The sequence below is a fragment of the Roseobacter sp. GAI101 genome (genome assembly GCF_000156335.1).
In the GTDB taxonomy this organism is placed as follows: domain Bacteria; phylum Pseudomonadota; class Alphaproteobacteria; order Rhodobacterales; family Rhodobacteraceae; genus Sulfitobacter.
Genome location: NZ_DS999213.1, coordinates 251,256 through 269,556, shown reverse-complemented (window position 1 = coordinate 269,556; position 18,301 = coordinate 251,256). Strand labels below are relative to the sequence as shown.

Below are 18,301 nucleotides of genomic sequence, written 5' to 3'. Positions count from 1 at the left end.
GTCCGCGTCCGTGTCGCGGCGCGGGCATGCCAATGGTTAAGGAAGCGCGATTTACGCGCGTGAAATCGGGAGCTGAACATTCGGTGCCTCTGTACGCTCTGGTGGCGTTTGCCAGAGCATAGCGCTGGTTGTGCGCTGAGTCACCGCATTTTGGCATCAAAGGGGTCAGGACGCTGACGATCATCAGCGCTCAGGCGCGGCAGCCTAGTCCGCCTTGCGCAAGCAAGCGATGTAAAAACCGTCCATCCCGCCTAGATCTGCCCAGTAATCAGGACGCAGCCGCAGCCCTCCTTCAGAGGATATCCAAGAAGGATCAATGCCGGGAACGCTCAGGGCGCTTTGATCGACGCTCATGTCCGAATGACGCTCGAGGGCTTCGTCCACCTGCACTTCGCCTTCGTCGGGCAGCAGCGAACAGGTACAGAAAACCAAACGCCCACCAGGGTTCAGCAGCGACCACGCATGGTCGATCAACTCGGCTTGCAGCTCGATCAACTCGCCGAATTCGGACCCGTCTTTGGCATGGGGCAAATCGGGGTGGCGGCGGATCGTACCCGTGGCCGAACAGGGTGCATCCAGCAAGATGCCGCCCTTCTTCGATCAAGCACAGGCAAACCCCTGCCGATCCCTAAGCCAGTCTTTGCCAGCCGCACCATAGTCACCTTTTCCGCCCCCGCGGCCTTTGCTAGCCCACGCGCAGCAAGCCCGGCCAACCCGGTCCGGCGAAAAGAGGCACACATGACCACTACCACTGACGGCACACCAACCCCGGCCAAAGTCGTGAATCTGGCAACCCAGCAAGCCGCTTTGCCGAAACTTACCCTGCTTGGCACCTTCGGCAGCCTGACCAACCCCGGTGCGTTGATCCGCGACAAGCATGGCGCGATCCACCGCGTCCGCCTGAACGACACCATCCCCGACGGCATCGTCGCCGCGATCGGCAACGACAGCCTGGTTCTTGCAAGCAGGGGCCGCGCCATAACGCTGAAACTGCCAAAGGGCTAACCCCTTGACGGGCCGCCCCCGCTAAGGCAAAGCGCGACCTATGACAAAAACAGCCCTCATCACCGGCGCGTCCCGCGGCCTTGGTGCCGCCCTTGCCGAAGCGCTTTGCGACAGCCATCACATCATCGCGGTGGCCAAGACAACCGGCGCACTGGAAGAACTTGACGACCGCATCCAGGCGCGCGGCGGCAGTGCCACCCTTGCTCCGATGGACATCACGAACGACGCGGCGATGGCAACGCTGTGCCGCGGCATCTTCGATCGCTGGGGCAGCCTTGACCTGTGGTTGCACACGGCGGTCCACGCCGCCCCGCTTACCCCGACAGATCACATCGACGCCAAGGATATGGCAAAATCCGTCGCTGCCAACATCACGGCCACCTCGACGCTGATCACCTATGTCTCGCCGCTGCTGGGCCAAGCGGGACAGGCCGTGTTTTTCGACGACCCGGTGATCGCGACCAAATTCTTCGGCAGCTACGGGGCCACAAAGGCCGCTCAAATCGCCCTTGCGCGCAGCTGGCAGGCCGAAACAGCCCAGATCGGCCCCAAGGTCCATATCGTGACCCCTGCCCCCATGCCCACGGCCACCCGCGCACGCTTTCATCCCGGCGAAGACCGCGCGGCCTTGCACAGCCCCCAGTCTCAGGCAGACAAGATTATCGCATCACTTTCCGCTTCTCTGGCTTAAAAATATCCTCGCCGAAGGCTCCCACCTTGCCGCGCCTACATCCGTCGCTTATCAAGGCGAAAAGAGGATAGTATGCGCATTCTGATTACCAACGATGACGGCATTCACGCACCCGGCCTAAAGACACTCCATGCGATTGCAACCGACCTCGCGGGTCCCGATGGCGAGGTCTGGACCGTGGCCCCCGCCTATGAACAATCCGGCGTTGCCCATTGCATCAGCTACACCCGGCCGATGATGGTCGAACGGATCGGCAAGCACCAGTTTTCCGTCGAAGGCAGCCCGGCTGATTGCGTTCTGGCCGCCTTGCACGATTCCATGAAGGACACGCCCCCCGATCTGGTCCTATCCGGGGTCAACCGTGGCAATAACGCCGCCGAAAATGCCATGTATTCCGGTACCATCGGCGGTGCCATGGAAGCCGCTCTTCAGGGCATTCCCGCCATTGCCATGTCCCAGTATTTCGGCCCCGCCAACCGCGCGCTTGATGACGCGTTCGAAGCCGCCGCCGAGCATGGGACAGACGTGATCCGCCGCATTCTGGACGCCACACCGGCACATACGAACGGCTACCGCCTGTTTTACAACGTGAATTTCCCCCCGACCGCCGCTTCGGACGTAAAAGGCATCCGTCTGGCCCCTCAGGGCATTCGCACCGATACCAGTTTCTCCACCACACCGCATGTCTCGCCCGCCGGGCGTCGGTTCTTGTGGATACAGGGCGCGGACCAGCAGATCCCGACGCCCCCCGGCACCGACGCCGCCCTGAACCTTGACGGCTACATCTCCGTGACGCCGATGCGGGCGGATTTCACCGCACATGACAGCTTTGCGGCGCTTGAAGCCATCAATACATGAACGATGAAGAAGACATCACGGACGCTGAACGCAAGATGCAGTTTCTCTATGCGCTACGCTCGAAGGGCGTAACCGAAAGCCGTATTCTCAACGCGATGGAACAGATCGACAGGGGCCCCTTCATTCGGGGCCTCTTTGCCGCGCGCGCCTACGAAGACATGCCCCTGCCGATTGCCTGTGGCCAGACCATCAGCCAGCCTTCTGTCGTCGCCCTTATGACACAGGCGCTAGAGGTTACATCGCGCGACAAGGTTCTCGAGGTCGGTACCGGGTCCGGCTATCAGGCCGCGATCCTGAGCAAGCTGGCGCGCAGGGTCTACACCATCGACCGGCACCGCCGCCTTGTGCAGGAAGCCCGCGAGATTTTCGATGCGCTTGACCTGACCAACATCACCGCGATCACGGCCGACGGCAGCTTTGGCCTGCCCGAACAGGCCCCGTTTGATCGCATCATCGTGACTGCCGCCGCCGAAGATCCGCCCGGCCCCCTGCTGGCCCAGCTCAAGGTCGGCGGCATCATGGTGGTGCCGGTTGGCCAATCCGACGCCGTGCAACACCTGATCAGGGTGCGAAAGACCGAAACCGGCCTGGAATATGACGAACTGCGCAAGGTCCGGTTTGTTCCCTTGCTTGAAGGGTTGGGCAAAGACAGCTAAATGCTGTAAGGCTTATGGGAACTCCGGACGGAACGGAGACCCGATACCAAAAGCGGCACCGAAAACGAGGACAAGCAGATGATCCACACAGCGGCACTGAGGACCTTCAGATTGACGGTTCTGGCAGGCGGCAGCGCAGTCTTATTGGCGGCCTGCGACACTCCCCTTGATCTAGACATGCGCGGCGGGTTCGGCGACGGGTTCTCTACCGCCGATGCCGCGACAAGCGCGCTTGCCAACCGGCCCCTGCCGGACAATCGCGGTGTAATCTCGTATCCCAATTATCAGGTCGCCGTTGCGCGCCGTGGCGACACGCTGACAGATGTCGCCAACCGCGTCGGCACCGATGTGGCGAGCCTCGCCCGTTATAACGGCATCGACCCGACCGTCCCCCTGCGCAAGGATGAAATCATCGCACTGCCCACCCGCGTGGCAGAACCGTCGCCGGCTACGGGGGCCTCTGGTACCGGGCCTATCACCACTGCAGCGGTCGATATCCAGTCCATGGCAGGCAACGCCATCAACCGTGCGCCCCAGACGCCGGGCGTCCAGACCAGCGCGTTGCCCTCTGCCCAGACAGCGACGCGACCAAATCCGCAAAAGCAAACCGGCCGCGAACCGATCCGCCACCGGGTCGAGCGGGGCGAAACCGCCTTTACCATCGCGCGGCTTTATTCGGTGCCCGTGGCGACGCTGGCCGAATGGAATGGGCTGGGGGCTGATTTCTCGATCCGCGAAGGGCAGTACCTGCTGATCCCCGTACCGCAACAGGCCGCTCCGGCGCGCACGGCCCCCGTACCCCAGACAGCCACGTTGCCCGGTGCCGGATCGCCAACACCTACACCGCCCAGTGCCGCCAAGCCGCTGCCGCCGGTTGACACGACACCCGCGCCGGCCAAAACGGCCGCGACACCTGTTCCTGCCAAACCCGTGGCCGATGTCGGCAAGACAACCAAGCCGACGTCCAACGGCCGCATGACGCCGCCTGTGCAGGGCAGCATCATTCGTGCCTACTCCAAGGGCAAAAACGAAGGCATCAACATCAAGGGCACACCAGGGGCCGCCGTCAAAGCGGCGGACAGCGGCACGGTCGCGGCAATCACCAAAAGCGCCGATGGCATCCCGATCGTCGTGATCCGTCACCCTGACAACCTGCTGACGGTCTATGCCAACGTCAGCAACGTGAGCGTGGCCAAGGGCGACAGCGTGGCCAAGGGCGCATCCATCGCCAAGTTGCGCGGCGGCGACGATTCATTCGTGCATTTCGAAGTACGCAACGGGTTCGACAGCGTCGATCCCACACCCTACCTCAATTGATAGCCGACTGATGTGATCCGGGCCTGAAACAAGCCAGGTCCGGATTACAGCGTGACGCCTTGGCGTCCTGCCAGATCAACGAAATACTGCCATGCCACGCGCCCCGACCGGGAACCGCGCGTGGCTTGCCATTCGATCGCCTCGGCGTGCAGGGTATGGTCGTCAATGCTGACACCGTGGGCATCGCAATAGCCCCGGATCATCTCGAGGTATTGCTGCTGGTCGCAGGGGTGAAAGCCCAGCCACAGGCCGAACCGGTCGGACAGCGACACTTTCTCCTCGACCGCTTCGGCAGGATTGATCGCCGATCCGCGTTCATTTTCGATCATGTCGCGGGGCATCAGATGACGGCGGTTTGATGTGGCATACAGAACGACATTGTCAGGCCGCCCCTCGATTCCGCCGTCCAGCACCGCCTTGAGCGACTTGTAATGCGCATCATCATGGCCAAAGCTCAGGTCGTCGCAAAACAGGATGAACCGCTGCGGCGCATCGCGTAACAGGCCCAGCAAACGCCCGACCGATGGCAGGTCTTCGCGCTGCAATTCGACAATCCGCAAATTCTCATGCGACGCATGAACATGGGCATGTATCGCTTTGACAAGGCTAGATTTTCCCATCCCCCGCGCACCCCAAAGCAGCGCGTTGTTCGCAGGCAGGCCCGCCGCAAATTGCGTGGTATTGGCCAGCAACGTATCGCGGGCGCGGTCCACCCCTATCAGCAATTCCAGATCAACCTTGCTGACCTTATGCACGGGTGCCAGATGGTCGGGCCCGGTGTGCCAGACGAAAGCCCCGGCGGCGTCAAAGTCAGGGGCTTGCAGCGGCGGAGGAGATATTCTCTCGAGCGCCGCTGCGATGCGGTCCATGGGGTCGTCGATCACTTGAGGTCGTCCTCGTCGAATTCCGCCATCATCGGATCTTCATCCTCGTCGTCGTAATATCCGTCTTCGCGCAGCTGTGCCTCACGTTTGCGTTCTACGCGGCGGACCAGAAATATCGAAATCTCGTATAGCCCGTAGACCACCACGAACAGGATCACCTGCGTAATCACATCGGGCGGCGTCACCAGGGCGGCAAGAATCAGAATACCCACGACAGCATATTTACGCACGTTGCCAAGGCCTTCGGAACTGACCAGTCCGGCCTTGCCCATCAACGTCAGCAAGACAGGAAGCTGGAAACACAGCCCGAAAGCGACGATGAACTTGATCGTCAGGCTCAGATACTCCTGCGCAGACCCCTGAAAGGCGATGGCGGCGATCCCGTTCGCCCCGTCCCCGTCGCCCACAAGCGTGCCCGCCTGCTGGAAGCCAAGGAAGAAGTCAAAGGCAAGGGGCGTGACCACATAAAAAGCAAACGAAGCGCCCAGGAAAAACATCAGCGGGCTGGAAATCAGGAACGGCAGAAACGCGCCCTTTTCGTTCTTGTACAACCCCGGAGCAACGAACCGCCACAGCTGGTAGCTGATGTAGGGAAAACCCAACACCAACCCGCCCAAAAGCGAGATCGAGATCGCAACGAAGAAACCTTCTTGCAGCTTGATAAGGATCAGTCCGCAATCCTCTTGCCCCCGCTCGGCCATGGCCGAACACAGCGGATGGGTCAGAAAGTTGAAGATCGGGTTCCAGACCGTAAAGCAGATCACCATGCCGATGATGAACGCAATCACGGAATGGATCAGCCGCGTGCGCAGCTCTGCCAAATGCTCGATCAGCGGGGCGGCGCTGTCGTCTATCTCGTCACTGGTGCTCATGTGTCACTTTTCTTTGCTGCCGGCTTTTTGGCCGCAGGTTTTTTCACTGCCGGTTTCTTGGCCGCAGCAGATTTGGCCGCCGCTGGCGTCTTGGCCGGAGCTTTCTTGGCGGGGGCCTTCTTGGCAACAGCAGGTTTGGGCTCGGCAGGCTTCTTTGCCGGTGCCTTTTCCGTCGCAGACGCATCGGGTTTAGCCGTGCCGGTATCGGCCGCCTTGACCGCCTCGGCCGCTTCGCGCTCCTTGCGCTCGGCGATGTTACGATCGCGCACGGCCTTCATCTTCGCCGCGTTTTCGGCGCGTTCCGCAGCCAGTTTGCCTGTCTCACTGTCGGGGTTGATGTCGGCCAGCGACTTGGTCGCAGATTTCACACCATCCATCGCGGTGCCAAGCGGGTTTGTCGCGGCCTTCAGCGACTTGTTCAGCCCGGACGATATTTCGCGCATGCCCGTGTCATCCGCCGCATCGTTCATCGCATTGGAAAACTCGCGCGCCATGCCCTTGGCCTTGCCCACGAACTGCCCCACCTTGCGAAACAAGATCGGCAGATCTTTCGGCCCCACCACGATCAACGCGACGACGCCAATGATCAATAACTCGGACCACCCCAGATCAAACATGTTCGGTTACACCCGGTCCTTGTCGGTCTTGACGTCTGTCACCGCAGCCGCGTCGTTCGACAGCTCTGGCGTATCATCCTTGCCGGCGTTCTTCTGATCTTCTTCGCCTTCGCTGATGCCCTTCTTAAAGCTGGTGATGCCCTTGCCGACTTCACCCATCAGGCTGGAAATCTTGCCGCGTCCGAACAGGACCAGCACAACGACGGCGATTAGCAGAAGACCGGGAAGGCCAATATTGTTAAGCATAAGTTTCTCCACATCCAAAACCACGGACGCCATTCATGCGCCCCATTCCCAGTCGTTCTACGCCCGCCCCGCATCAGCTTGAAGCGCAAAGCGCGCGAAAACCCATCGCCACGGCCAGTTTCTTGTTGCCGCTCTACTGCCCCACCAACACCTGACAGCTTTTTGGCATGAGCGTTGATTTTCTCCGGCGGCCATGCCAAACAGGCCCATGCGCCGCTCTGACCGCCTTTTTGCCCTGCTCTCAACCCTGGGCGACCACACTCTGCACCGCGCCGAAGACCTCGCCGCCGCGCAGAACGTTTCCTTGCGCACGCTTTACCGCGATATCGGACGTTTACAATCGTCGGGCGTGCCTGTGACAGGAACGCGCGGTGCGGGCTACCGGCTTGACCGGGCAACGACATTGCCGCCCCTCACCTTGACCGACCCCGAGATCGAGGCACTGCAGCTCGCGCTGGCCATCGTGCTGGAAACAACCGACCCCGATCTGAAATCAGCCGCCACGACCCTCGCGTCCAAGATCGACCAAAGCCTCCCGCTCGAGGGGGCGCGGCAGGCCACCGATTGGCAACATATCGAACACCCCTTTGCCAACGCCGCCCGCGGTCTGGGCCACCTGCCCGTCCTGCGCGCCGCGATCCGGGCGCGCCAAAAGCTGAAGATCGTCTACAACAGGCCAGACAAAACGCTGCACAGCCTCATCCTGCACCCCGTTTCCCTGCACCATCAGGCCCGCAGCTGGATCCTGAAGGGATGGAGCGAGACCACAGGCACGGATATTGCCCTGCGCCTTGATCTGATTGAAGCCGCCGACGCCCTGCCGGAGCTCTTTACCCCAAGACTTTAATTCCAAATGGAAAAAAATCCTCGCCGAAGGCATAAAATCTCTTTTACGAGGAGTCTCGCAATCGCCACCCGTCCTGCTTTGGCAAGAACGCTTCGACACTGGCCTGTGCGACAACAATCACTTCGTCACCGCTAGGCACATTCAGACCGCCGAAAACCGCGCGCACCTGCGCCCTTCCCCGTGGCAGTTTGGCCACCAGCGCGTCGATATCCACCAATTCGGGCGCTTGCACCGCAACGGTCACCTGCACACGCATCGCGTCATGCGCCAATTCCAGCACGCCAAACAGCGGCAGCGACGAATGGCGCAAGGCGTCGTCGATCGCGCGGGCGCAGGCCTTGGTATAGTCCATGCCGTGCAGGTCATTGCCCATGCCCATCTCGATGATGATCCGTTGTTCAGTCATTCGCGCGCTCCATGTCAAAAGCCACGGACAGGGCGACATTGGCCATGATCGTCGGGTTGCCGTCCCCATCTGGGCGCGGCACGTCCAAGCCGCCGCGCTGGACGTTCACCGTAATATCGCCATAGGGAAAAACCGCACGCAGCACGTCGGCATCCACCTGATCGGGCTGCTGCACGCCGACGTCCAGCGTGATCTTCATCTCGGATTTATCGAAACCGAACAGCTCTGCCAGATTGATCGAATTATGCCAAAGCGCATCGCGCACGGCGCGTTCGGCGGCTTGGGTATAATCGGCGCGGCGCAGCGAAGACCCCATGCCGAATTCGACCATCAATGTCTGCATAGCGTCACCCTTCAGGTTGCCGGAAACACGAAACACCGGTCGCGCCGGATCGTCAGCCACATCACCGCACCGGGTTGCGGCAAAAACACGTTGGGCACCGTGGCGCGCAGGCTGCTGCCATCGTGGTCCATAACGAATTCCACAAGGCTTTCATTGCCCATGAACCGTGCCCGCGACACGACGGCGCGGGCAGCAGTGCCGTCGGTCGCCGTGGGCAGCGGCCCCTTGCCGCCCCGGTCGAAATCGATCCGCACATGTTGCGGACGAAAAACGATATCAACCTGCGTGCCATCCGGAACACCGGGGGCCAGAAAACGCCCGAACGGGGTATGGGCCAGCGCACCTGACACCTCGGCCCGCAGCACATTCGCATCCGAGAAAAACGCAACAGACGCACGGTCGATCGGGCGCGTATAGACGTTGTACGGCGCGCCCTGCTGCACGATCTTTCCGTTGCGCATCAACGCGATCTCGTCGGCCATGCGCATTGCCTCTTCCGGCTCGTGGGTGACCAGCAGGACGGCGGTGCCTTCTTCCTTCAAGATCCCCAGCGTCTCGTCCCGGATGTCATCGCGCAGGCGGTTATCTAGGCCCGAAAACGGTTCGTCCATCAACATGATCTTGGGCCGGGGTGCCAGGGCACGCGCCAGCGCCACCCGCTGTTGTTCACCGCCCGATAGCTGATGCGGATAGCCGTCGATGAAACGCAGCAGATCGACCCGCGCCAGCAGTTCTTCAACCCGCGCACGCCGTTCGGCCTTGGTGCCCGTTTTCAGACCAAAGCCCACGTTGTCGGCGACGCTAAGGTGCGGAAACAGGGCAAAGTCCTGAAACATCAGGCCAATCTCGCGCCGCTCGGGCGGAATCCGGAAAACGGTATCGCAGATCAGGTTGCCATCGACATGGATCGTGCCGCTGTCCTGCATCTCGACCCCTGCGATCATCCGCAAAGTCGTGGATTTGCCGCAGCCCGATGGCCCCAGCAAACAGGTCACCTGCCCCGGCATGATCTTCAAGCTGACGTCATCGACCACAGCGCGGCCACCGTAGGCGCGCTTGAGGTGTTTGATTTCAAGCCGGGGCTGGATTTGTGTCATGGGATGGGGTCTTATCCGATTAATTCACTCGGGTACAACCGCTATCAGCCCCGCCGCGCGCCCGCAAGCACCGCCGCAAACCCGGCGATCAAAACGACGACGCAGATGGCCAGGAGCTGCTCGTATTTATGCCCGTCAGGCAAAAGCGCGGCGAACACCGACCATGCCCGCCCGAAATAGGCCAGCGCGCCCAGCAGTGCAGCCCCGAAGGCAGCAAAATAGGACCAGACCGCGATTTTCCGCCCCATCACCAGCCCCACAAGCAGCACAGGCGTCAGAAACATCGACGCGGTGCCGGACACCGCCACCGCATCAAACAGCGTCGCATTCCCCAAAAGCGTCAGCACGGTACCTGCGACCATAAAGCCCAGCATCACAATGCGCCCGCCGTTCAGGCTGCGGGGGGCCAGTTTCAGTTCCTCGACCACGAGCCGCGCGGCAGAGGCCAGCGCCGAATCCAGTGTGCTAAGCGCCGACACCAGCAGCGAGATCATCAGCGCACCGAAAACCCACGCAGGAAACATGGTGGACCATGTGCCAATCAGCTCGCCCTCGTAGGCCGCGCCCGCAAGGCTGGCCTGAATGCCGAAAAAGCCAAAGCCGATGATGCACAAGGTCGACAGCCAGAAGGCGTGCAAGAATGATTTCCGCGTCGTTGCCGGATCAGCGATAAAGCCGCGGTCCATCATCACCGGATCATGCGCGGGGTACGAAAACACCTGCAACAGCGCCACCACCAGCAAGACCCAGCCATTATAGCTGCCCGCCGTGCCCGGTGCTGTGACGATCCCCGCGAGGTCAAAGCCCGGTGACACGATCAGCGCCACGAAGGCAAGACCGAAGACCACAAGAAACACCGCCATCTGCAACACGTCCGTGCGCAACGCGGCACTCAGGCCACCCCATGCCGAATAAGCCAGCCCGATGACGGCCACGATCAAGATCGCAGCTGTACCGCTGCCCGCCAGCACCGCGTTGAAGATCAGACCCACCACCAGCAGATTGGCAAACACCTCGGACAGCAGCCGCAGGGCGATCACAAGGTTATAGCACCCGTTTCCGGCCGCGCCGAACCGCGTGCCAAGCCAGTCCTGAACCGACACCGATCCGGTTTCGCGCAACCGCCCGACGATGAACCCGCCGGTCAGGAAAGACCCGTAATACGCCGCATAGGCCAAGGTGCCTGCGATCCCGTAATAATATCCCAATATGGCCGCGTTCATCAGGGACCGCGCAAAGATCCACGTCGTCACCTGGCTTAGAACCAAGGTCCACAGCCCCGGAGCCTGCCCCGTTTCGGTCATGCCGCCGAAGAACCCGTCGATGCTGGCCCGGCGTGGTGCGACCCACAGGCTGGCGATGATGATGGCCCCGAAAACGGCCATTAGAATAAGAGGGTTCATGCGCAGGCTGCCTTTTCGTGAAGAGATTGTTCAAACTCGTAGCCGCCGGATGCCCCCTGCGCCATGCTGGTGCCTGCCGCCTGTCGAAAATGTGATCAACGTGTCAGTTGGTGCGCTCAGGCCCCACCTTGACGCCAACCAAATGCAAAGCAGCGCCGGTGCATGTCGCACCAGCGCTGCCTTGCGCGGTATCGTGTTGATACGATGGGTTACGAAAGGCGAAGCCCGCCTACATCGTCAAATTGGTCGCACCACCGTCCAGCAGCAGGTTCTGACCCACAATGAAACCGGCATGCTGCGAGCACAGGAAGGCGCAGGCGGCACCAAATTCCTCGCGGGTGCCATAGCGGCCCGCGGGGATGCCCGCTGCGCGCTCGGTCCGGGCCTCTTCCAGCGTGATGCCCTTTTGCTTGACCACATTGCCGTCCAGCGCATCGGCGCGGTCGGTGGCGTGGATGCCGGGCAGCAGATTGTTGATGGTCACGCCCTTGCCCGCCACCTGACGCGATGTGCCCGCGACATAGCCGGTCAGACCGGTTCGGGCCGAATTGCTAAGGCCCAGAACGCCGATCGGCGCGCGCACGGATTGCGAGGTGATGTTCACCACGCGGCCCCAGCCCCGTTCCATCATCGCGGGTACCAGCGCCTTGATCATCGCGATGGGGGCCAGCATGTTGGCATCCAGCGCCTTGATGAAATCGTCGCGGTCCCAGTCATGCCACATACCAGGAGGCGGCCCGCCCGCGTTGTTCACAAGAATGTCGATCTGGCCGACAGCATCCAGCACGGCCTTCTGGCCCGCTTCGGTCGCAATATCTGCAACGACCGTGACCACATTCACGCCGTATTCCTGGCGGATCCGTTCTGCTGCAGCCTCAAGCGCTTCTGCGCCCCGTGCGTTCATCACCAGATCAACCCCGGCTTCGGCCAAGGCTTCGGCGCACCCCAGTCCCAGCCCCTTGGACGATGCGCAAACCAGTGCGCGTTTACCTTTGATTCCCAGATCCATTGTCATTCTCCCTCATATGTTGGACATGTCGTAGCATCACAGGGCGGCATTGTGCCAGCAAAAGACCCAAAGCTTGACCCGAACCTGTCACATTCCTATCCCATTCTTACCAGTATTGATTTTCGCATTTCCCCGAGGGTTTCAAGCACATGACGTTTTCCCGCCCTGCTCCGCCTCAAAGCGTCCCGGTTTACCGCGCCGCACATTTCAAGGCGACCGACGGCGCGAACATGGGCGATACACTTTCGTTTGCCTCGGAACTGCTGCTGGATGATGTGTACGAACTGAAATACCTGTCGGACCTGCATCGCCTGTCGATCCTGACGCCCGCGCCCGGCAAATTCAAGATCGCGCCGGATACGGAAATCGGTACGGCGGGGGCCACCCTGCATCTGGATTGCGCGCTGACCTTCATGACACCGGACGGGCAGACCAGCGATGCGATCCTGCTGGTCGAAGTGGACACAGACGGCAATGCGGAAGACATCTTTGTCGTCCCGCTAAGCGGCTACACCTCGAGCCTTGAATACCGGCTGGTGGGGATCGATACGACATCGGCGCATCAGAAGTTCGCGCAGGTGGCTTGCGTTTCCTTCACGCGGGGCACGCACATCACCATGGCCTCGGGCGAACAGCGCGTGATCGAGGATTTGCAGATCGGCGACCGTATCCTGACCCGTGATGACGGGGTGCAGGCGATCCGCTGGATCGGCCACAGCACCGTGCGCGCCGTCGGTGATTTCGCCCCGATCTGCATCAGCGCCGGAACCCTGAACAACGATCACGACCTGATCGTCAGCCCCGACCACCGCCTGTTCATCTATCAACGCGAAGACCGGCTTGGCGCGGGCCGCTCGGAACTGCTGGTCAAGGTGCGCCATCTGGTCAACGGCGATACGGTACGCATCCAGGACGGCGGTTTCGTCGATTACTTCCAGCTTCTGTTTGACGGTCACCAGATCATCTATGCCGAAGGAATTGCCGCGGAATCCATGCTGATCGACAGCCGCACTAAGGCGGTACTGCCGCAAGAACTGTCCGACGCCATGGGCGACATCATCCCGGGCCATTCCGACCTGCCGCACGCGGGTCTGGACGTCAGCGAACCCCTGCTTGATCGCCCCGACGCGGCAGAGTTGTTGCGCAAGGCCAGCATGCGCTGACCAAGGCACGCTGATCAGCCAAAAAACTCCTCGCGTACGATCTTGCCGTCTGCGACGTGATAAATAGCGACCTCTTTCATCTGCATGGTCTTGCCGCTTTCCTTTTCGCGTGCTGCCACGTCAAAGATCACGGCAAAACGGTCGTCCCCATGCAGCATCGGGTCGCTGACCTCCTGACGGGTCACCTCCATCGCGCTGTCCCACCAGGCGTGTTTGCCCTTGATGCCGTCCAAGCCTTTGGTCTCGCGGCCACTTCCGTGATCCGTGCCCTCGACGGACACGGCGTCGCTTGCATAAAGCTTGTCCAGATTTTCAACCTCGCGCCCGTCGCGACAACCTGCAACCAGCGCATTTGCAATCTCTTTCAGGTCCATTCCGATACCTCCCTGCATATGATATTGCCATCAGCCTATACAGCATGACGCAAAACCCAACTGACAATATGGGTGCCCGCCGCCTTGCCTACACTTGCGCGCGTCCATGGGCGTGGATATATGCCAATCCATGTTAGATACCCCCTCAAACCGCCCCGCATTGCCCGCCGAAATCGCCCGGCGTCGCACCTTTGCGATCATCAGTCACCCCGATGCGGGCAAAACCACGCTGACGGAAAAATTCCTGCTGTTCGGCGGGGCGATCCAGATGGCGGGCCAAGTGCGCGCCAAGGGCGAAGCGCGGCGCACGCGGTCGGATTTCATGGCGATGGAAAAAGACCGCGGTATTTCGGTATCTGCCTCCGCCATGTCCTTTGATTTCCAGAACAAGGGTACGAATTACCGGTTCAATCTGGTCGATACGCCCGGCCACTCGGATTTCTCGGAAGATACCTATCGCACGCTGACAGCCGTGGACGCCGCCGTGATGGTGATTGATGGCGCGAAGGGTGTGGAAAGCCAGACGCAAAAGCTGTTCGAAGTCTGCCGCATGCGCGACCTGCCGATCCTGACCTTTTGTAACAAGATGGACCGCGAAAGCCGCGATGTGTTCGAGATCATCGACGAAATCCAGCAAAATCTGGCCATCGACGTGACCCCGGCAAGCTGGCCCATCGGCGTGGGCCGCGATTTTATCGGCTGCTATGATATCCTGCGCGACCGGCTGGAACTGATGGACCGCGCCGACCGCAACAAGGTTGCGGAAAGCATCGCCATCGAAGGGCTGGACGATCCGAAACTGGCGGAACATGTGCCTGCGAACCTGCTGGAAAAGCTGCGCGAGGACCTTGAGATGGTCCGCGAATTGATGCCGCCGCTGGACGCCGCCTTGATGGCCGAAGGGTCACTGACCCCGATCTGGTTCGGCTCTGCGATCAATTCGTTCGGCGTCAAGGAATTGATGGACGGCATCGCCACCTACGGGCCGGAACCGCAGATCCAGTCCGCCGAGCCGCGCAAGATCTTGCCGGAAGAAGCCAAGGTTTCAGGCTTTGTCTTCAAGGTGCAGGCGAACATGGACCCCAAGCACCGCGACCGCGTGGCCTTTGTGCGGCTGGCTTCGGGGCATTTCGAGCGGGGCATGAAGCTGACCCATGTTCGCACCAAAAAGGTGATGACGATTGCCAGCCCCGTGATGTTTCTGGCCGCCGACCGCGAGTTGGCCGAAGAAGCATGGGCCGGCGATATTATCGGCATTCCCAACCATGGCCAACTGCGCATCGGGGACACCCTGACCGAGGGCGAGGCAATCCGTGTCAGCGGCATCCCGTCCTTTGCGCCGGAACTGTTGCAGGGCGTGCGCGCAGGCGATCCGATGAAATCCAAGCACCTAGAAAAGGCGCTGATGCAATTCGCCGAAGAAGGGGCCGCCAAAGTCTTCAAACCCGCCATCGGGTCGGGTTTCGTCGTGGGCGTCGTTGGGCAGCTGCAATTCGAGGTTCTGGCCAGCCGGATTGAACTGGAATACGGCCTGCCCGTCCGGTTCGAGCCGTCGCAATTCACCTCGGCCCGCTGGGTGAACGGTGACCGCCAAGCCGTTGACAAGTTCACCGAAGCCAACAAGCAGCACATCGCGCATGACCATGATGGCGACATCGTGTATCTGACGCGCCTGCAATGGGACATCGACCGCGTGGACCGTGACTATCCCGATGTGCGCCTGACCGCGACCAAGGAAATGATGGTCTAGCTTTGGCTTGCCAGCCGCCGTTGGACACCGCAAACTTGCCCCATGACTGACGTGACATGGGGTATCACCTCGACCATCCTTGCGCCCGCGCGCGACATCCTCCAGTTCGCCGCCTACCATCTGGAGGCGGGCGCGCACCGCATCTACATCTATCTGGATGCCCCGAATGCGCAGGCGTTTGAGCATCTGGACGCGCACCCGAAAATCCGCGTCACGACCTGCGACGCCAAATATTGGAAACAGCGCAAACGTGACCGCCCCGAAACGCACCAGGTGCGCCAGACCGCCAATGCCACCCACGCCTATAACCGCCGCGCCGAGGTGGATTGGCTGATCCACATGGACGCCGACGAATTTCTGGTCGCGGGGCGTCCGATCGCCGACATCTTGGCTGAGCGGCCCGCCGAACCCCCTGCCACGCGCATCCGACCGATGGAACAACTGTCCGGCACGCCGACCGCCTTCAAGGGGTTCGTGCCCAATGGCCCCGACCGCGCGCGCATCATCGCCGAGTTGTATCCGACATATGGTGAATACCTTAAGGGTGGGTTTCTAAGCCATCTGGCAGGCAAGGTCTTTGTCCGCACCGGGCTGCCGAAAATTCACGTCCGGATTCACAACGTCTTTCAGAACGGCGAAATGCTGCCCTGTCACGACCGTCAAGCCGAAATCGACCTTGCCCATGCCCATGCCAAATCCTGGGAGGACTGGATCGCCGCCTACCGCTACCGCGTGACCAAAGGCAGCTATCGCCCCGAACTTGGCCCCAACAAGCCCTATGAAAAGGGCGGATTGTCCATGCACGACCTGTTCCAAATGATCGAAAGCGACGCGGGCGAAGCCGGATTGCGCGCATTTTTCGACGAAGTCTGCGCCAATACACCGACCTTGCGCACGCGCCTGCAAGCGCACGGATTGCTCCACCACGCCGATCTGGCCCTAACGTCACATCTGGACAAGCATTTCCCCGAATTCACAGGGCGTTAGCGCATCCATTTGACCTGAGGCGGAGTTCTTGTTAATGGGTGCAGAACGTGTCGCGGACAACGTCCGCCCCTTGGGCCATGCGGGCCGACATGAATGCTGCCGCGGGCCAATGATATGTCCGCTATGACCGGACACACATGATAAAATTTTCTGATCTTAATCTGAATCCTAAAGTACTTAAGGCCATCGAAGAGGCCGGGTACGAGACCCCGACACCAATCCAGGCGGGGGCAATCCCCCCTGCCCTCGAAGGCAAAGACGTCTTGGGAATCGCCCAGACCGGTACCGGCAAAACCGCCAGCTTTACCCTTCCGATGATCACTATGCTGGCCCGTGGCCGCGCCCGTGCGCGCATGCCGCGCAGCTTGGTCCTTTGCCCGACACGGGAACTGGCGGCACAGGTTGCCGAAAACTTCGACACTTATACAAAGCACCTCAACCTGACCAAGGCGTTGCTGATCGGCGGCGTGTCCTTTGGTGAACAAGACAAGCTGATCGATAAAGGCGTCGATGTTCTGATCGCGACCCCCGGCCGTTTGATTGACCATTTCGAGCGGGGCAAACTGATCCTGTCCGACGTCAAGATCATGGTCGTGGACGAAGCCGACCGGATGCTGGACATGGGCTTTATCCCCGATATCGAACGCATCTTCCAGATGACGCCCTTCACCCGTCAGACGCTGTTCTTCTCGGCGACCATGGCCCCCGAGATCGAACGGATCACCAACACCTTCCTGTCCAACCCTGTGCGCATCGAAGTCGCGCGGCAGGCCACAACGGGCGAGAATATCGAGCAAGGCGTGTTGATGTTCAAAGCGTCCCGCAAGGACCGCGAAGCGACCGAAAAACGCAAGGTTCTGCGGGCGCTAATCGATGCCGAAGGCGACAAATGCACCAACGCGATCATCTTTTGCAACCGCAAGATGGATGTCGACACGGTGGCCAAGTCTCTGAAGAAATACGGCTATGATGCGGCCCCCATCCACGGTGATCTGGACCAAAGCCAGCGGACCAAGACCCTTGAAGGGTTCCGCAACGGCGATCTGCGCTTCCTTGTGGCGTCGGATGTCGCGGCACGGGGCCTTGATGTGCCATCGGTCAGCCATGTCTATAACTTCGACGTGCCCAGCCATGCCGAAGACTACGTTCACCGCATTGGCCGCACAGGCCGCGCCGGACGCGATGGCAAGGCGATCATGATCTGCGTGCCGCGCGACGAAAAGAACCTCGAAGACGTGGAACGTCTGGTTCAGCGCGAAATTCCGCGTCTGGACAATCCTTTGGGCGGCGACGCGCCCGCTGAAACCACAAAAGAGGCCGACGCCCCCAAGGCCGAGGACGCCCCCAAGGCCGAGGACGCGCCCAAGACCGAAAAGCCCAAGCGCAGCCGGACCCGTAGCCGCAAAAAGGATGACGCCCCCAAGGACGAAACGCCCAAGGTGGACGCGGTTGAACCAGAAGCAAAGGCCGAGACCCCTCAGGCCAAAGCGGCGCAGCAGCCAGATGCCAAGCCCGCAGCCGAAGAGCCAAAGGCCCCCGAGGCCAAGGCACAGGACGATCAGCCCCAGCACAACCGCCGGAATGAACGTGGCGGTCGCGGTGGTCGCAACGATAACAACCGCTCCGATAACAAGCGCGGCAACAATCGCAATGACAACCGGAACGATAACAGGGTCGTCGGCCTTGGGGATCACACGCCGGAATTCATCGGCCTCAGCTTTGAAGAGCGGCGCGACTGATCAACCAATCTGATAAACGCGAAAAAGGGTGCGGAAC

20 protein-coding genes and 1 pseudogene are annotated in these 18,301 nt (G+C 61.0%); 10 read left to right on the top strand and 11 right to left on the bottom strand.

Translation table 11 applies throughout. The features are described 5' to 3' along the window. Positions 1-204: 204 nt before the first annotated feature. Positions 205-585: pseudogene (locus tag RGAI101_RS01230) on the bottom strand (16S rRNA methyltransferase); the annotation flags it as partial. A gap of 153 nt (positions 586-738) precedes the next feature. Here RGAI101_RS01230 and RGAI101_RS01225 point away from each other — a divergent pair. The 5 genes from RGAI101_RS01225 (at position 739) to RGAI101_RS01205 (ending at position 4,527) form a co-directional block, all read left to right on the top strand. Continuing rightward, on the top strand, positions 739-1,005 hold the full coding sequence (locus RGAI101_RS01225) for a pilus assembly protein PilZ (protein WP_037227058.1): 267 nt from the start codon (positions 739-741) through the stop codon (positions 1,003-1,005). 40 nt (positions 1,006-1,045) lie between these two features. Then, positions 1,046-1,696 (top strand): SDR family NAD(P)-dependent oxidoreductase, encoded by a 651-nt coding sequence (locus RGAI101_RS01220; RefSeq protein WP_008225676.1) that lies wholly within the window; start codon positions 1,046-1,048, stop codon positions 1,694-1,696. A gap of 72 nt (positions 1,697-1,768) precedes the next feature. Continuing rightward, a complete protein-coding gene (surE, locus tag RGAI101_RS01215; RefSeq protein ID WP_008228139.1) occupies positions 1,769-2,554 on the top strand; it encodes a 5'/3'-nucleotidase SurE in 786 nt (261 codons plus the stop codon). Then, positions 2,551-3,210, top strand: a complete 660-nt coding sequence (locus RGAI101_RS01210; RefSeq protein ID WP_008229405.1) for a protein-L-isoaspartate(D-aspartate) O-methyltransferase — start codon at positions 2,551-2,553, stop codon at positions 3,208-3,210. The genes surE and RGAI101_RS01210 overlap by 4 nt, the downstream gene beginning before the upstream one ends. Before the next feature lie 78 nt (positions 3,211-3,288). Next, on the top strand, positions 3,289-4,527 hold the full coding sequence (locus RGAI101_RS01205; RefSeq protein WP_008225740.1) for a LysM peptidoglycan-binding domain-containing protein: 1,239 nt from the start codon (positions 3,289-3,291) through the stop codon (positions 4,525-4,527). A 44-nt stretch (positions 4,528-4,571) separates the two neighbouring features. Here RGAI101_RS01205 and RGAI101_RS01200 read toward each other — a convergent pair whose 3' ends face one another. The 4 genes from RGAI101_RS01200 to RGAI101_RS01185 are packed head-to-tail and all read right to left on the bottom strand — an operon-like array spanning position 4,572 to position 7,146. Continuing rightward, positions 4,572-5,411: an ATP-binding protein gene (locus RGAI101_RS01200; protein ID WP_008226968.1), complete on the bottom strand. Its 840-nt coding sequence runs from the start codon at positions 5,409-5,411 to the stop codon at positions 4,572-4,574. Further along, positions 5,408-6,283 (bottom strand): twin-arginine translocase subunit TatC, encoded by an 876-nt coding sequence (tatC, locus tag RGAI101_RS01195; protein ID WP_008226396.1) that lies wholly within the window; start codon positions 6,281-6,283, stop codon positions 5,408-5,410. Before tatC ends, RGAI101_RS01200 begins: the two co-directional genes overlap by 4 nt. Further along, complete coding sequence (gene tatB / locus RGAI101_RS01190; protein WP_008225881.1) at positions 6,280-6,900, bottom strand: Sec-independent protein translocase protein TatB; 621 nt, start codon at positions 6,898-6,900, stop codon at positions 6,280-6,282. The genes tatC and tatB overlap by 4 nt, the downstream gene beginning before the upstream one ends. A 6-nt stretch (positions 6,901-6,906) precedes the next feature. Then, positions 6,907-7,146, bottom strand: a complete 240-nt coding sequence (locus tag RGAI101_RS01185; RefSeq protein ID WP_037228856.1) for a twin-arginine translocase TatA/TatE family subunit — start codon at positions 7,144-7,146, stop codon at positions 6,907-6,909. Positions 7,147-7,354: 208 nt separating this feature from the next. On the opposite strand from RGAI101_RS01185, the gene RGAI101_RS01180 reads away from it, so the two are divergent. Next, the gene (locus RGAI101_RS01180; protein ID WP_008227081.1) at positions 7,355-7,993 is read left to right on the top strand and encodes a helix-turn-helix transcriptional regulator; all 639 of its coding nucleotides are present in this window, start codon (positions 7,355-7,357) and stop codon (positions 7,991-7,993) included. Between the two features lie 43 nt (positions 7,994-8,036). On the opposite strand, the gene RGAI101_RS01175 is transcribed toward RGAI101_RS01180, so the two are convergent. The 5 genes from RGAI101_RS01175 to RGAI101_RS01155 form a co-directional block, all read right to left on the bottom strand. Continuing rightward, positions 8,037-8,399, bottom strand: coding sequence for a Lin0512 family protein (locus tag RGAI101_RS01175; protein ID WP_008228059.1), 363 nt, complete (start codon positions 8,397-8,399; stop codon positions 8,037-8,039). After that, the gene (locus RGAI101_RS01170) at positions 8,392-8,742 is read right to left on the bottom strand and encodes a Lin0512 family protein (protein ID WP_008225946.1); all 351 of its coding nucleotides are present in this window, start codon (positions 8,740-8,742) and stop codon (positions 8,392-8,394) included. The genes RGAI101_RS01175 and RGAI101_RS01170 overlap by 8 nt, the downstream gene beginning before the upstream one ends. Positions 8,743-8,753: 11 nt before the next feature. Then, complete coding sequence (locus RGAI101_RS01165; protein ID WP_008227860.1) at positions 8,754-9,839, bottom strand: ABC transporter ATP-binding protein; 1,086 nt, start codon at positions 9,837-9,839, stop codon at positions 8,754-8,756. Between the two features lie 44 nt (positions 9,840-9,883). Next, positions 9,884-11,242 (bottom strand): sodium:proline symporter, encoded by a 1,359-nt coding sequence (locus RGAI101_RS01160; RefSeq protein ID WP_037227054.1) that lies wholly within the window; start codon positions 11,240-11,242, stop codon positions 9,884-9,886. A 229-nt stretch (positions 11,243-11,471) separates the two neighbouring features. Beyond that, entirely contained in the window at positions 11,472-12,251 is a 780-nt protein-coding gene (locus RGAI101_RS01155; protein WP_008228880.1) for an SDR family oxidoreductase, read from the bottom strand. A 149-nt stretch (positions 12,252-12,400) separates the two neighbouring features. Here RGAI101_RS01155 and RGAI101_RS01150 point away from each other — a divergent pair, with 149 nt between their 5' ends. Next, positions 12,401-13,414: a Hint domain-containing protein gene (locus RGAI101_RS01150; protein WP_008229051.1), complete on the top strand. Its 1,014-nt coding sequence runs from the start codon at positions 12,401-12,403 to the stop codon at positions 13,412-13,414. Positions 13,415-13,428: 14 nt separating this feature from the next. On the opposite strand, the gene RGAI101_RS01145 is transcribed toward RGAI101_RS01150, so the two are convergent. Further along, the gene (locus RGAI101_RS01145; RefSeq protein WP_008226186.1) at positions 13,429-13,788 is read right to left on the bottom strand and encodes a nuclear transport factor 2 family protein; all 360 of its coding nucleotides are present in this window, start codon (positions 13,786-13,788) and stop codon (positions 13,429-13,431) included. 130 nt (positions 13,789-13,918) lie between these two features. On the opposite strand from RGAI101_RS01145, the gene RGAI101_RS01140 reads away from it, so the two are divergent. The 3 genes from RGAI101_RS01140 (at position 13,919) to RGAI101_RS01130 (ending at position 18,264) form a co-directional block, all read left to right on the top strand. Continuing rightward, complete coding sequence (locus tag RGAI101_RS01140; RefSeq protein ID WP_037227051.1) at positions 13,919-15,538, top strand: peptide chain release factor 3; 1,620 nt, start codon at positions 13,919-13,921, stop codon at positions 15,536-15,538. A 42-nt stretch (positions 15,539-15,580) separates the two neighbouring features. Further along, positions 15,581-16,525 (top strand): glycosyltransferase family 2 protein, encoded by a 945-nt coding sequence (locus tag RGAI101_RS01135; protein WP_008225766.1) that lies wholly within the window; start codon positions 15,581-15,583, stop codon positions 16,523-16,525. Between the two features lie 137 nt (positions 16,526-16,662). After that, on the top strand, positions 16,663-18,264 hold the full coding sequence (locus RGAI101_RS01130; RefSeq protein WP_008227596.1) for a DEAD/DEAH box helicase: 1,602 nt from the start codon (positions 16,663-16,665) through the stop codon (positions 18,262-18,264). Positions 18,265-18,301: the final 37 nt, after the last annotated feature.

Coding starts and splice junctions, on each gene's coding strand:
- RGAI101_RS01225 (WP_037227058.1), top strand. CDS start 739: ATGACCACTACCACTGACGGCACACCAACCCCGGCCAAAGTCGTGAAT.
- RGAI101_RS01220 (WP_008225676.1), top strand. CDS start 1,046: ATGACAAAAACAGCCCTCATCACCGGCGCGTCCCGCGGCCTTGGTGCC.
- surE (WP_008228139.1), top strand. CDS start 1,769: ATGCGCATTCTGATTACCAACGATGACGGCATTCACGCACCCGGCCTA.
- RGAI101_RS01210 (WP_008229405.1), top strand. CDS start 2,551: ATGAACGATGAAGAAGACATCACGGACGCTGAACGCAAGATGCAGTTT.
- RGAI101_RS01205 (WP_008225740.1), top strand. CDS start 3,289: ATGATCCACACAGCGGCACTGAGGACCTTCAGATTGACGGTTCTGGCA.
- tatC (WP_008226396.1), bottom strand. CDS start 6,283: ATGAGCACCAGTGACGAGATAGACGACAGCGCCGCCCCGCTGATCGAG.
- tatB (WP_008225881.1), bottom strand. CDS start 6,900: ATGTTTGATCTGGGGTGGTCCGAGTTATTGATCATTGGCGTCGTCGCG.
- RGAI101_RS01185 (WP_037228856.1), bottom strand. CDS start 7,146: ATGCTTAACAATATTGGCCTTCCCGGTCTTCTGCTAATCGCCGTCGTT.
- RGAI101_RS01180 (WP_008227081.1), top strand. CDS start 7,355: ATGCGCCGCTCTGACCGCCTTTTTGCCCTGCTCTCAACCCTGGGCGAC.
- RGAI101_RS01175 (WP_008228059.1), bottom strand. CDS start 8,399: ATGACTGAACAACGGATCATCATCGAGATGGGCATGGGCAATGACCTG.
- RGAI101_RS01170 (WP_008225946.1), bottom strand. CDS start 8,742: ATGCAGACATTGATGGTCGAATTCGGCATGGGGTCTTCGCTGCGCCGC.
- RGAI101_RS01165 (WP_008227860.1), bottom strand. CDS start 9,839: ATGACACAAATCCAGCCCCGGCTTGAAATCAAACACCTCAAGCGCGCC.
- RGAI101_RS01160 (WP_037227054.1), bottom strand. CDS start 11,242: ATGAACCCTCTTATTCTAATGGCCGTTTTCGGGGCCATCATCATCGCC.
- RGAI101_RS01155 (WP_008228880.1), bottom strand. CDS start 12,251: ATGGATCTGGGAATCAAAGGTAAACGCGCACTGGTTTGCGCATCGTCC.
- RGAI101_RS01150 (WP_008229051.1), top strand. CDS start 12,401: ATGACGTTTTCCCGCCCTGCTCCGCCTCAAAGCGTCCCGGTTTACCGC.
- RGAI101_RS01145 (WP_008226186.1), bottom strand. CDS start 13,788: ATGGACCTGAAAGAGATTGCAAATGCGCTGGTTGCAGGTTGTCGCGAC.
- RGAI101_RS01140 (WP_037227051.1), top strand. CDS start 13,919: ATGTTAGATACCCCCTCAAACCGCCCCGCATTGCCCGCCGAAATCGCC.
- RGAI101_RS01135 (WP_008225766.1), top strand. CDS start 15,581: ATGACTGACGTGACATGGGGTATCACCTCGACCATCCTTGCGCCCGCG.
- RGAI101_RS01130 (WP_008227596.1), top strand. CDS start 16,663: ATGATAAAATTTTCTGATCTTAATCTGAATCCTAAAGTACTTAAGGCC.